The following is a 13,538-nucleotide window of genomic DNA, read 5'->3' on the forward strand; positions in this document are numbered from 1 at the left end:
TTGCGACGTTACTGAGCCACGCCGAAAGGTGTGGCTTTTTCGCTACTACGGCGCAGAGGGAGTAGCCATGCGGGGCCGCTGTCAGAAAGCGTTATTCCCTGATGGCGTTAGTACGATGCCTACCGATATCGCGGGGGGTCATGTCGGCGAAGGCGCCTCGGTAGGTAATTGCAGCAGGCTGAGCAGTTCAGACCGTCGCCAGCCGCTGGATTCCAGCAGATCCCCCAGCGTGTAGCCATCCAACACCTGGAAGAAGGCATTCAGTGCTTCGGAGAGCGCTATCTTGAGCCGACAGGCTGGGGTAATAACGCACCGGCCACCTTCGCTGAAGCACTCGGCCAAGGCGAAGTCCTGCTCGGTATCGCGAATCAGCTTTCCCAAGTTGATATCCTCGGGGCGCCCCTTGAGCAAAAGCCCGCCATGCTTGCCCCGAATCGCCAGAAGGTACCCTCTGCGAGTCAGATCATGAACAATCTTCATCAAATGGTTACGCGAGATAGAATAGTGATCAGCAATTTCGCTAATGGTCGAACGCTCTTCCCCCTTGAGGGCCACGAATATCAGTACGCGCAGAGAGTAATCGGTATAGCGGGTGATATGCATGTCGAACACTCTCGGGCATTTGCCATAAGGTACATTGTATATATATCTTATGGTTCGAAGTCACCATACACAAGCCTCGACCGTAGGCCGATAGTCGCTATTTCGGGACATATGCAACACTAAAGCGATGCCGTCGCCCCCCGCTCAGTAGACTTCCAGGCGTGCGATATCGCGTGCTTGCAGGCGCGCCTCGGTCTCCTGGTTCCGCATCAGGTTTTCGAAGAGCTCCGCCTCCTCACGAGTCCGAGCCAGTTCGGCACGTAACCGATACATGTCCTTCAGGGTTTGATGTACCGTCAGTGCGTTAGCCAGAATTTCCTGAACGTCCCGGCAGCCGAGGCACTTGGGGATGCGGGCCAGGACATTGGGATGACCGAAGTCCTGGCTGTCTATTAACCAGGTCTTCAGCAGGTTGGGATGGGCATCCTCGATATAGCTTGCCATGGCGCGACTCATGCGCTGCTCTCGATCGGTCAGGAACGTGAGTGTCATCTTCATTCGCTCGTCCTGCTGCTCATCGGCAAGGTTTTCATACCGAGCCGCTAGTTGCTCATGAAAATCGACAATCCAACCTAGTAGGTCCTTCACTTGACGGAATGCCATGAGTCAGTGTCCTTGAGTTCGTGCCTGGCCTCTCGGAGAGGCGCTACGGGCCATGACAGCTCTCCCAGAATGGCGTTACCTTATCTGTTATCAGAAGAAAATCAGCACAACGGCGATGGCCAAGCAAAGAATCGTGACGACTGCCCAGACTATCGGCCAGACTTTCCCTTCGTCCTTCTGAACAGAGACTGTTTTCATGGGATCGGTACCTCGCTGATCCGGGCCATACAGCTCATCATGCCGCTTCTTGAGCGCGGGATTCAGCGGTGCGTCATTCGTCGTATCGTCGGAGGGTTCGACAGGCGGTGTCGTATTCATTGGATACTCCTTACTTCTCGCGCTAAGGAGGGCTGCCTAGGCAGCCTTTCATGGATCAACTGCCAGCGCACCATGCTAGTGAGGCAAGTGGCTCCTGGATCGTCACTATCGCTGGCTCTGCTCATGAGTTGGGTCCAGGCGTGCTGATCGGCAAAGCGACTGAAATCGGCAACGCAGACCCGGGCGAAGCCCGCCAGCGACATGTCAGCGCACTCGGCAGCCAGCTTCGCCTCTTCTGCAAGGCGAGGATCAGTGGCTTCAATCCACGCCTGGAAGCCTGTAGCGGAGCGCTTCGCTGCACCCAGCAGATCCCCCAGTGTTTGCATTATTGGACCCCCACGGGTGATGGCTCGATCAGCACGCCCTCTATTTCCGCCGAGGCTACAAGATCCGCGGCATAGCGTGTCGCTGTAACCGCCCAGGCGCGGGCCTCTAGCATGTCGGCGATCTTATCCTTGACCATATCGAAAGGCAGCGTCCTGCCCTCGATCCTGCGCTGTAGACGGAGCACGTGCCAGCCATGGCGGGAGCGGACCGGCTCACGGGCGGTGGTGCCTTCGTCAAGCGCTTCCAGGGCCTCCTGCACGATTGCAACCAGTTCCCCGCGTCGCACCTGTCCCAGTGAGCCATCCTGGTGAGCCGTGGGACAGTTGGAGAACTCGCGTGCCGCTGCAGCGAACGCTGCCGGATCATCGCCGACTTCCGTGGCAATTGTCTGGGCTCTGGTCTGGGCGTTGATCCACGCTTTCTCCTTATCGCCCTCCGGTTCGATCAGGATGTGCGAAGCCTCGAATAAATCAGGTGTCCGAAAGCGGGCGATGTGGCCCTCGTAGTAACGCCGGCATTCTTCTTCCCTCGCGGTAGCAGGCTGGAGCTGCCGCTCCAGCAAGGCCCGTACGATCGCATCGTCCTCGGTCTCGCAGCGCCCGGCTTCATCCACTTCAGGGACGGCGCGTACCCCTTGACGGTGAGCCTCCTGAAGCATCAGCTCGCGCAGCGCCAGTGCCCGTGCGGCTTCCTGCCAGGCCGTCTCACCGTCTGCTGCCGGGTGATGCTGGATTTCCTGGGCGATCGCCTCGGCCTCGACCTCCACACCATTGACACTGACCGTCCCAAAGCTTGGCGGCGCCGGCCGGATCCGAGGGTCAGCTGCCGTAGCGCCACCACCACAGCCTCCGCTCTCGCAGGCACTAGGCATGACGGGCTCCGGTCGAGCAGGCGTGCCCACATCCGTTGCAATGATCTGCTCATTCATGGTGTCTCCTCACCGCTTATTGTGCGCTCTCGCTATGGCCACGGGATGTCGAGCTGCCGCCGGAGCTTGGCGCGAGCCCGGCAGGACTATGCGTGGGTGTCGTGACTCCGCCGCGCTTCGAGCGCGAGCGTACGATCTGATAGCCCGGCCGGAGCAGGTACCAGATGGGCGCGCTCCAGATATGTACCAGCCGTGTGAAAGGCGTGATCAGAAATAGCGTCAGACCCAGAACAATATGCAGTTTGTAGACAAGGTAGGTATCGGCGATCAGGTAGGCAGCACCCGGGTCGAGCGTCAGTATCCCCTGTGCCCAGCCCATGAACATGACCATCTCTTCGCCACCCAGATGATCCATGGTCCAGAGGGTCGTGGAGAGCCCTAAAAATAGCTGTAGCCATAGCAGCACCAGCACCAGGATGTCCCCCACGGAGGAGCTTCGGCGGATGCGCGGGTCGGACAGGCGTCGATAGAGCAGCAGACTGCAGCCGATAAAGCCTGCGATCCCCGCAATCCCGCCCACAATGAGCGCTGTCAGTTGCTTGAAGCCGTGGCTGATGCCGAAGAATTCGAACAGCCCGATCGGCGTCAACAGGCCCACGAAATGACCGATGAACAGGATGATCACGCCTAGGTGGAACAGGTTGGAGCCGACCATCAGTTGCTTGCGCCGAAGAAACTGCGAGGACTGCGAGCGCCACGTGTATTGCCCCTTGTCGAAGCGCAGAATGCTGCCCAGGATCAGTACGGTAACGACCAGGTAGGGATACCAGCCAAACATCAGATAGTTGATGAGTTCGTTCATCACACCCTCCTTTAGTGCCTACCCGCCGAGGTTGGCATTTCGCTAGCCGACCGGATTCTATCGATCACCCAGGTCGTATCGTCATTGCGGTTCCGGGGTGGAGGGGCGCTGAAGTCGACCGGCGCTTCCTCCCACTCTTCATCAATCGGTTTCTCCGTATGGGGCCCGGTACGTTCATGCAGCTCGGAGACGGCCGTGGGGTCGGGGCGGGCATCGGCCAGGGCCACCAGCGCATGGAATATCGCCGCGTAAGGTGATTCCCGTTCCGACAGCCTCTGTTCCAGCACCGCCAGCACGTGAACCGGCTCTCCCAGCCATTCCCGTGCCTCTTGGGGTGGTAGGCAGGACAGGAATTCGAGAAACAGGGGAAGGTAGTCGGGCAACTCGGAGGCCTGCATGATGAAGTCTCGATCGATGTACTGCTGGCCCAGATCGATCATCGCCTGACCGCGCTCACGGTTCTCGCCATGGACATGCTCGAAGAGGTGAAGCGAGAGCGGGCGCGAGTGATCGAAGAGCTCGCAATAGTCGATCTGCAGATCGATCAGATCCTTGTTCTCGAAGGCCTGCAGAAGCGGTTCCAGTCGCTCCAGCAACGGGGCGGGGATGGCCGCCTCTGAATGGAGGCCGGTGCGAACCTCGCCGATATGCTCCTTGAGTTCGATGGAGGGGTAGCCAAGCAACGCCGATAGCGCACGCAGTGTCGTTCTCATGTCGGTACGTCCGTGTAGGGTTTGCGGGCAGCACGCTTGGGTCCGCCGAACAGGTTGGTTTTCGTTCTGCCGTTGCTCGCCTCCTGGAAGCCGAAACCTGAGGAGCCGCGGAGGTGGTAAGCGTCTTCATTCAATTCACGATTCGATGTGGGGATGACGTAGCGATCCTCGTAGGCGGCCAGGGCCATGTATCGGTACATTTCCTCGATCATGGGGCCGGTGAGGCCGACACGCTCAGCGATGCTATTATCGATACATCCATCGACGGTCTTGGCACGCATGTAGGCGCGCATGGCCAGCATTCGCTCCAGTGCAGTGGCAACCGGCTCCTCGTCCCCCGCGGTGAGCAGGTTGGCCAGGTAGCGCATGGGAATGCGCAACGAGCGGACATCCGGCATGCCATGGTTGACGGACATCCTGCCGGCCTCCGCGGCCGACTGAATCGGTGACAGGGGCGGGACGTACCAGACCATGGGCAGCGTGCGATATTCGGGGTGCAGCGGGAAGGCGACCTTCCACTCCACGGCCATCTTGTAGACGGGGGAGCGGCCTGCCGCCTCCACCCAAGACTCCGGTACCCCGTCCCGCTTTGCCTGCGCCTGAACCGCAGGATCATAGGGATCGAGGAAGACGTCCAACTGGGCGGGATAGAGGTCCCGGGGATCCTCGACCGACGCCGCCGCCTCGATGCGGTCGGCGTCATAGAGAAATACACCCAGGTAGCGAATGCGCCCGACACACGTTTCGGAGCATACGGTGGGTTGTCCCACCTCGATACGCGGGAAGCAGAAGATGCATTTTTCGGATTTGCCGCTCGACCAGTTGTAGTAGATCTTCTTGTAGGGGCAGCCCGACACGCACATGCGCCAGCCACGACACTTGTCCTGGTCGATCAGCACGATGCCATCTTCCTCGCGCTTGTAGATGGCACCAGAGGGGCAGGAGGCCAGGCAGGAGGGATTGAGGCAGTGCTCGCAGAGCCTGGGCAGGTACATAAGGAAGGTCTGCTCGAACTGCCCGTAGATCTCCTTCTCCAAGCCGTCGAAGTTGTAGTCCTGCGAACGCTTGGCGAATTCGCCGCCCAGGTCGTCCTCCCAGTTGCCGCTCCACTCGATCTTGTTCAGGGTCTCCCCGGTGACCAGCGAGCGCGGTTTTGCCGATGGCTGCGCTTCCAGTTCGGGCGCCTTCTGCAGCCATTCGTATTCAAATGTGTAGGGCTCGTAGAAGTCATCGATCTCGGGAAGATCGGGGTTGGCGAAGATCTTCGAGAGTAGGCGCCACTTGGCGCCGCCGCGTGGCTGGATCGTGCCGTTCTTCTTGCGCATCCAGCCGCCTTTCCAGCGATTCTGGTTCTCCCAATCCTTGGGGTAGCCGACGCCCGGTTTGGACTCGACGTTGTTGAACCAGGCATACTCGACGCCTTCGCGGTTGGTCCAGACGTTCTTGCAGGTAATCGAGCACGTATGGCAACCGATGCATTTGTCGAGATTCAGTACCATCGCAATCTGCGCACGTACCTTCATAGCGTCTCCTTCTTCGCGGCGTCAGCCTTCGTCCCTATGCCCCAGTCCGCTGTGGCATGCGTATCGGTCGAATCGTCCACGGCCTTGTCGAACCAGTTGGTTTCGCTCATCTTGCGAATGATGACGAACTGGTCACGGTTGGCGCCGACCGTGCCGTAGTAGTTGAAGCTGTAGGCGAGTTGGGCGTAGCCACCGATCATGTGGGTGGGCTTCATGTTGACGCGCGTGACGGAGTTGTGGATACCGCCGCGCTGCCCGGTGATCTCCGAGCCGATGGTGTTCACCATCTTCTCCTGCGCGTGATACATGATGGCCGAGCCGGGCATGACCCGCTGCGAGACGATGGCGCGGGCGGTGAGCGCACCGTTGATGTTGAAGGCCTCGATCCAGTCGTTGTCCTCGATGTCGGCCGCCTTGGCGTCCTCTTCGCTGATCCATACCGTCGGACCGCCGCGGCTGAGGCTGAGCATGATGAGGTTCTCGGTGTAGGTCGAGTGGATGCCCCACTTCTGGTGCGGCGTCAGGATGTTGAGCTGGATCTCCGGATTGCCGTTGGGCAGCTTGTTGAGCACTTGCTTGACCGAGCGCGTGTCGATCGGTGGACGCCAGGTCACGAAGCCCTCGCCAAAGGCCCGCATCCAGTGATGATCCTGATAGAGTTGCTGACGTCCGGTCAGGGTGCGCCAGGGAATCAGCTCGTGGACGTTGGTGTAGTTCGAGGTATAGGAGACGTGCTCGCTTTCGATGCCCGACCAGGTCGGCGAGGTGATGATCTTGCGCGGCTGGGCGACGATGTCGCGAAAGCGGATCTTCTCCTCTTCCTTGCCTTCAGCCAGGTGATGATGATCGCGCCCGGTCTGCTTGGACTGCGACGCCCATGCCCGGATGGCCACCTCGCCGTTGGTCTCCGGCGCCAGCGTCAGGATGGTCTCGCAGGCATCGATATCGCTGTCGATCCTCGGCCGCCCGGCGCTGGGGCCGTCCGGGACCACGCCATTCAGCGCCTTCAGCAGCTCGATCTCTGGCGTGACGCTCCAGTTGAGCCCCCGCGAGCCGTTGCCATGCGTTTCCTGTCCCGGCCCCAGCGAAGTGAAGCGGGCGAAGGTCGCCGGGTAGTCGCGCTCGACCAGGGTAACGTTGGGCATGGTCTTGCCGGGCACGGGCTCGCACTCGCCCTTGCCCCAGTCGCGCGGCGCATAGGGCTGGGCGAGTTCGGACGGTGTGTCGTGCGCCGTCGGCGTCAGTACCAGGTCGTGCTCGACGCCAAGCTCCTCCGCCGACACTTCGGAGAATTTCTTGGCGATGCCGCGGAAGATGTTCCAGTCGCTCTTGGCCTCCCACACCGGGTCCACCGCCGCGGTCAACGGATGGATGAAGGGATGCATGTCGGTGGTGTTGAGATCGTGCTTCTCGTACCAGGTCGCGGTCGGCAGTACGATGTCGGCGTACAGTGCCGTGGTGGACATGCGAAAGTCGATGGTCACCATCAGATCGAGCTTGCCGGCCGGCGCCTCCTCGTGCCAGGCCACCTCGTCGGGGCGCTCGTAGCCGTTGCGCGCATCATCGGTGCCGACCACACCGTGCAGCGAGCCGATGAGGTGCTTGAGGAAGTACTCATGGCCCTTGCCGCTCGCCCCCAGCACGTTGGAACGCCAGAAGAACATGTTGCGCGGCCAGTTCTTGGGATTGTCCGGGTCGTGGCAGGCCATCTTGAGCTCACCGGACTTGAGCGCCTCGGGAACGGCCTTGAGCGGGTCGGCGCCACGCTCGACGAACTGGCGGCCGATTTCGATGGGATTGCTCTGCAGCTGCGGCGCGCTGGGCAGCCAACCCATGCGTTCGGCACGCACGTTGTAGTCGATCATCGCCCCCGACCAGTCGCCGACCGGTGCCGTCGGCGACAGGATGTCGGAGATTTTCAACGACTCGTAGCGCCACTGGTCGGTATGCGCATAGAAGAAGCTGGTGCCGTTCATGTGGCGCGTCGGCCGCAGCCAGTCGCTGGCGAAAGCCAGCGGCTGCCAGCCGGTCTGCGGACGCAGCTTCTCCTGGCCAACGTAGTGCGCCCAGCCGCCGCCACTTTGGCCAATACAGCCGCACATGGTGAGCAGTGCGATGATGCCGCGATAGCTCATGTCCATGTGGTACCAGTGGTTGAGGCCGGCGCCGACGATGACCATCGAGCGGCCGTTGGTCTTCTCGGCGTTGGTGGCGAACTCGCGCGCCACCTGGATGATCGCATCGCGCGGCACACCGCAGACCTTCTCGGCCCAGGCTGGTGTGAACGGGAGGTTGTCGTCGTAGCTGGCGGCGACGTTATCGCCGCCGAGGCCGCGATCGATGCCATAGTTGGCCAGGAACAGGTCATAGGTGGAGGCGACGTAGGCCTTGCCGTCCACCAGATCCAGTGCCTTCACCGGCACGTTTCGCATCAGGATCTCGTCATGCTCGGTGGCGACGAAGGTCTCCGGCGCCACCGTGCCGAAATACGGGAAGGCAACGGCAACGACGTCATCGCTTTTCTCCGCCAGGCTGAGCCCGAGGTGCACCTCTCGGCCCCGGCCGTCCTTCTCCTCCAGGTTCCACTTGCCTTCCTCGCCCCAGCGGTAGCCGGAACTACCCAGCGGGCATACGACCCTGCCGCTGATCTCGTCAAACGCGACCGGTTTCCAATCGGGATTATTGGTCTCGCCGAGTGCGCCCTCGAAATCGGCGGCACGAACCAGACGATCGGGAATCATGCGACCGTCGCGTTCGACCAGCTTCACCAGGAAGGGCATGTCGGTAAAGCGGCGGGCGTAGTCGTCGAAGTAGGGGACCTGGCGGTCGACGTGGTATTCGCGCAGCACCACGTGACCCAGCGCCAAAGCGAGTGCGGCGTCGGTACCCTGCTTGGGGTGCAGCCAGATATCGCCGAACTTGGAAGCCTCGGAGTAATCCGGCGAAACTACAGCACTCTTGGTGCCCTTGTAGCGAACCTCGGTGTAGAAATGCGCGTCCGGCGAGCGGGTCTGGGGGATGTTGGAGCCCCACACCAGCAGGAAACCCGAGTTGTACCAGTCCGCCGACTCCGGCACGTCGGTCTGCTCGCCCCAGGTTTGCGGCGAGGATGGCGGCAAATCGCAATACCAGTCGTAGAAGCTCAGGACGGTACCACCGATCAGGCTCAGATAGCGGGTACCGGAGGCATAGGAGACCATGGACATGGCCGGGATCGGCGAAAAGCCGGCGATGCGGTCGGGGCCATACTCCTTGATGGTATAGGCGTTGGCAGCGGCAATGAGCTCGTTGACCTCCTCCCAGTCGGCGCGGATGAAACCGCCGCGGCCACGCCGTGACACCCAACTGGAGCGCGTTTCGGGGTTCTGCACCAGATGACGCCAGGCCGCCACCGGCGACTTGGTCTCGCGTGCCTCGCGCCACGCCCGCAGCAGCCGCGCACGAACGAGTGGGTATTTGACGCGTGTACCCGAGTAGAGATACCAACTGTAGCTGGCGCCACGCGGACAACCGCGTGGCTCGTGATTAGGCAGATCGGGACGGGTGCGCGGATAGTCGGTCTGTTGCGTCTCCCACGTGACGATGCCTCCCTTAACGTAGATCTTCCAGGAGCAGGAGCCTGTACAGTTCACGCCATGAGTCGAACGTACGATCTTGTCCGATGCCCAGCGCTTGCGGTAAGCATCTTCCCACTCACGAGACTCATCGGTTGTAATTCCGTGCCCATCCGAGAATCGATCCTGGCGGCGGCGAAAGTATGTCAGGCGGTCAAGAAAATGGCTCATCGATCCGTCCCTAAGTTCTGGGCCTGTGGTGCACTTCACTTATTCAAAGCTGGTATCGCCTCGGTGAGAAGTCAAAGCCCCTGCAGTAGGAGTAGAGCGGTTTTGGAAAAAGCCTAATTGTCCAGACTAGGCTCGCAACTTATTGTATTGCCTGATAAATTCCTGTCGTTGGTTGCCACCTTGGAAAGGAAAGTTGCGACAAAAGCCAGTAAACTGCACCTTATGCATTCTCTTTCGGTTGATCTGAGTCAAGGGTTTGCTGGCTAAGGGGCGCAATAGTGATTACCACAGTGTCAGGGTATGCATGGGCCCTGGCGAAGATAATTTGTAATAACCTTGAAGACCCTATGGTGTAAGTTGGGTTAACAATATGTCAGAGCCTCTGAACATTAAATGGCGCAGAAGCCTCATGATTACAATGCGGGATACGCAATCTGAATATGCAACGTGAAACTGCAATACGTTATGCAATATCCGTTAAGAACCTCGGAAAGCATTCTACTTATGAATTTTTTTCGAGAAGTTGGATTTAAGATAACCAGTATTCGCTCCGAACTGATGGTTAAGCTATTTGGCAAGCGCTAGTTTTGTTCCCATGGGAGATACGTATGACCCTACCCTCGAATACCTTGGACTCCATACTGGAAGCCAACCCACTCGCCACGGTCTATGCCGATCGCACGGGTCTTATCCGGTATTGGAATCAAGTTGCGGAGCAGATTTTTGGATACACCGCTGAGCAGGCGCTCGGGCAAAGCCTCGACCTGATTATTCCTGAAAAACTACGTGCGGCACACTGGCATGGTTTCGAGCAGGCGATGGGCTCGGGCGTGGCTCGCCTGGGAGGCCAGTTCGTTCGGACTCGGGCACAGACGGCGGCTGGCCAGGCCTGTTACGTCGAGGTAAGTTTCGCTCTAATCGCGGATGATAGCGGGAGAGTGGTCGGTGCAGCGGCCTTTTGTCGGCCGACCGAATAGTCGGTTCAGACCAATCGAATCCTACCCTGGCGGTAGGCTTGGTCCCCGGCTGATCCTAGGCTTTATCCGAAAAGTGCCTGCGCTCGACCATGCGGCGTTAAAATTGACTCAAAATACTCATTTACAACCCGTAAACTCCGTCTTTTCGCCAATTTTTGTCTTGCCTGGCCATCGCTCGTCGACTTTTCAGACGAAGCCTAGCCAGTCTGCCAACCGTCGAATCACTACCCGGCCGGTGGAGGTCGGCGGCCGCAAGCTCGAAGTCGGCGAGCGGTCAGAGCGGCTTATCCAGCAATTGGATTCGCGGTGCTGCCGATGTGGGCCGAGAAAACGGCAGGTGCTTGCTGTATTGGCGGAAACGTTAGGTGGGGTTGGGGTATATACAATATTGATCAGAAAAGGGGACGTATCGTCCCCTTTCGCTTTGCATCTAATAGGTAGCTTACTGGGGCCGATGCTTGCTCGTTTCGGCTTTTGCGCCGGCAGGAGGACCGAAGCCGAAGTAGCCTGCGACTAGGGCGTTGAGAATATGGAGCCAGATATCGTTGCCATACAGTGGCGTGAGTCCAAACAGCGTGTTGGTGGCGGGAATTAACCCGAGAATGGCCAGCAGGGCGAACAGTACCGCGTTGGCCTTTGCGTAAACCACGGCCGCCGAAAAGCTCTTCGCAGCGACAATTCCCCAAATACCCACCGCCAAGTGCACCAGGTTATGCAGGAAGTTGACCGGGAACAGGCCGAGCAACCTGCCGTGTCCAGCGTCAACTGCCAGTTCACCCGTCATGTCGGGCATGGTGACAAGGCCGGGGATAAAACCCAGTATCCCGACGAGGGTATAAATAATCCCGAAGATAAGCGCAAACTTCTTGACCATAAGGCCTCCTGTTCCGTTTGGATTAAGCGTCAATGCCTGGGTTCGTTAAGTACGCTATGGCAAGAATCTCAGTCTGCCGTGAGCTCAGGCCATTCCTTGATGCGTAGACGAAAGCCGATATTTCGCCTGAGTAAGAGTAGAAGGTTCATGCGAACTTGGGGAGGCTATTACCGCTCCGTCGGGTTGAAAACATTAAAATATCGACGATACGGCTTGGCGCGGACCGTGGTGAGCGTGGCCTGAATGGTTAAGGTGGGAAGAGTGTGCGGATTTTATCCGTGGTTAAAGTGACGTAGCACATGTGTCAGCTACGCTGAATATACTATGGGATATCCCATCGTTTCGGCCCGTATGGCCTTGATTTATCTATCCATGCCGTGATGCTAGGCCGCAGGGAAGGGAAAGGTCCTTTCTCGCGAGCAGCCAAGCTTCGGGCTTATGCATTCAACGCATGGCTAAGGAGAGCGAGCAGGGTGGCCAATGAGCACACTGCTGGCGGAGCCGTGAAGCGAGACGTATTGCGTCTTTGCCCAGAGAAAGGATGAGATCATGCGTAAACCCTATGAAAATTTTTATCTGCAACCCCTCGCTGGCGAATGGCGTGAGGGGCGTAGCGAACGCACGCTGGATAACCATAATCCTTACGATCAAAGCATTCTGGTCAGCCTGCGCATGGCCAATCGGGAGGATATGGATGCGGCATACCGCAAGGCGCAGGAAGTACAACCCGAATGGGCGGAGATGGGCCCGGCGGCGCGCGCCGAGGTAATGCTACGTGCCGCGAGAATCCTCGAGGAGCGCGAGGAAGAGGTTGTCGACTGGCTGATTCAGGAGGCGGGCAGCACACGCCTCAAGGCGCAGTTGGAAGTGGGGCTGGTGCGTGCAGTGACGCTGGAGGCGGCGAGCCTGCCCAACCGGGTACATGGGCGTATCCTACCGTCGAGCATTCCCGGCAAGGAGAGTCGCGTCTATCGCCAGCCGCTGGGGGTGGTCGGGGTTATCAGTCCCTGGAACTTCCCGTTGCAGCTCTCCCAGCGGTCGGTGGCGCCGGCCTTGGCGGTGGGCAACGCCGTGGTCATCAAGCCGGCCAGCGATACGCCCATTACCGGAGGCGTGCTGCTAGCCAAGATCTTCGAGGAAGCCGGCCTGCCGGAGGGTGTGCTCAGCGTGGTCGTGGGGCCGGGCTCCGAGATCGGCGATGCCTTCGTCGAGCATTCCATTCCTAAACTCATTTCCTTTACCGGGTCGACCCCGGTAGGACGCAATATCGGCCGTCTCGCCAGTGGCGGCGATTATCTCAAGCATGTCGCGCTGGAGCTGGGGGGCAATGGTCCCTTGGTGGTGCTGGACGATGCCGATATCGAGCAGGCCGTCGATGGGGCGATCGCGGGCAAGTTTCTGCATCAGGGGCAGGTGTGCATGGCAGTCAATCGTCTGATCGTCGATGAGTCTTGCTATGACGCTTTCGTCGCTCGTTTCGTCGAGCGCGCCAAGGCCTTGGCGGTCGGCGATCCCAATGATGAAAAGACCGTGATTGGGCCGATCATTAATGCCAAGCAGCTCGAGAGTCTCAGGGATAAGATCGCGCAGGCCAAACGTGACGGGGCAAAAGTTTTGCTGGAAGGCGAGATTCAGGGGCAGGTGATTCCCCCGCATATCTTCGGCGACGTCACGCAGGAAATGGAAATCGCTAGCGAGGAGATCTTCGGCCCGCTGGTAGGCATTCAACGGGCGCGTGACGAGGCGCATGCCTTGGAACTGGCCAACGACACCGAATATGGCCTGTCGAGTTCCGTTTACACCACCCATCTAGAGCGTGGTGTGAAATTTGCCCAGCGTGTTCAGGCCGGGATGACTCACGTCAACGACATGTCGACCAACGACGAGCCCAATGCACCCTTCGGGGGTGAGAAGAATTCCGGTATCGGGCGCTTCAATGGCGACTGGGCGATCGACGAATTTACCACCGACCATTGGATCACCGTGCAGCACACGCCGCGCCAGTATCCGTTCTGAGCGGCTGAAAGCTTCCTTGCGGCCGGGCTCGCGAGACCGGCCGTCGTATTGGGGGGCGGTTTCATAGCC

11 protein-coding genes are annotated in these 13,538 nt (G+C 59.5%); 2 read left to right on the plus strand and 9 right to left on the minus strand.

Features of this window, described 5'->3' with window-relative positions; genetic code table 11:
- Positions 1–138: 138 nt before the first annotated feature.
- The 8 genes from ACW4DH_RS10580 to ACW4DH_RS10615 form a co-directional block, all read right to left on the minus strand.
- On the minus strand, positions 139–603 hold the full coding sequence (locus ACW4DH_RS10580) for an Rrf2 family transcriptional regulator (protein ID WP_459636360.1): 465 nt from the start codon (positions 601–603) through the stop codon (positions 139–141).
- Positions 604–747: 144 nt separating this feature from the next.
- Entirely contained in the window at positions 748–1,206 is a 459-nt protein-coding gene (locus ACW4DH_RS10585; protein WP_459636361.1) for a 2-hydroxyacyl-CoA dehydratase, read from the minus strand.
- A gap of 90 nt (positions 1,207–1,296) precedes the next feature.
- Positions 1,297–1,524 carry a hypothetical protein gene (locus tag ACW4DH_RS10590; protein WP_459636362.1) on the minus strand — a complete coding sequence of 76 codons (228 nt, stop codon included), beginning with the start codon at positions 1,522–1,524 and terminating at the stop codon, positions 1,297–1,299.
- Positions 1,525–1,849: 325 nt separating this feature from the next.
- Positions 1,850–2,779, minus strand: coding sequence for a peptidylprolyl isomerase (locus tag ACW4DH_RS10595; protein WP_459636363.1), 930 nt, complete (start codon positions 2,777–2,779; stop codon positions 1,850–1,852).
- 16 nt (positions 2,780–2,795) lie between these two features.
- Complete coding sequence (gene narI, locus ACW4DH_RS10600; protein ID WP_459636364.1) at positions 2,796–3,581, minus strand: respiratory nitrate reductase subunit gamma; 786 nt, start codon at positions 3,579–3,581, stop codon at positions 2,796–2,798.
- Between the two features lie 11 nt (positions 3,582–3,592).
- Complete coding sequence (gene narJ, locus ACW4DH_RS10605) at positions 3,593–4,294, minus strand: nitrate reductase molybdenum cofactor assembly chaperone (protein ID WP_459636365.1); 702 nt, start codon at positions 4,292–4,294, stop codon at positions 3,593–3,595.
- Positions 4,291–5,817 carry a nitrate reductase subunit beta gene (gene narH / locus ACW4DH_RS10610; protein WP_459636366.1) on the minus strand — a complete coding sequence of 509 codons (1,527 nt, stop codon included), beginning with the start codon at positions 5,815–5,817 and terminating at the stop codon, positions 4,291–4,293. The genes narJ and narH overlap by 4 nt, the downstream gene beginning before the upstream one ends.
- Positions 5,814–9,602 (minus strand): nitrate reductase subunit alpha, encoded by a 3,789-nt coding sequence (locus ACW4DH_RS10615; protein WP_459636367.1) that lies wholly within the window; start codon positions 9,600–9,602, stop codon positions 5,814–5,816. Before ACW4DH_RS10615 ends, narH begins: the two co-directional genes overlap by 4 nt.
- Positions 9,603–10,210: 608 nt before the next feature.
- On the opposite strand from ACW4DH_RS10615, the gene ACW4DH_RS10620 reads away from it, so the two are divergent.
- Positions 10,211–10,579 (plus strand): PAS domain-containing protein, encoded by a 369-nt coding sequence (locus ACW4DH_RS10620; protein WP_459636368.1) that lies wholly within the window; start codon positions 10,211–10,213, stop codon positions 10,577–10,579.
- Between the two features lie 442 nt (positions 10,580–11,021).
- Here ACW4DH_RS10620 and ACW4DH_RS10625 read toward each other — a convergent pair whose 3' ends face one another.
- On the minus strand, positions 11,022–11,453 hold the full coding sequence (locus tag ACW4DH_RS10625) for a DUF4383 domain-containing protein (protein WP_459636369.1): 432 nt from the start codon (positions 11,451–11,453) through the stop codon (positions 11,022–11,024).
- 549 nt (positions 11,454–12,002) lie between these two features.
- Between ACW4DH_RS10625 and ACW4DH_RS10630 the strand changes: the two genes are divergently transcribed.
- Positions 12,003–13,469 (plus strand): aldehyde dehydrogenase family protein, encoded by a 1,467-nt coding sequence (locus ACW4DH_RS10630; RefSeq protein ID WP_459636370.1) that lies wholly within the window; start codon positions 12,003–12,005, stop codon positions 13,467–13,469.
- The last annotated feature ends 69 nt before the right edge of the window (positions 13,470–13,538 follow it).

The sequence above is a fragment of the Halomonas sp. WWR20 genome, from assembly GCF_054602495.1.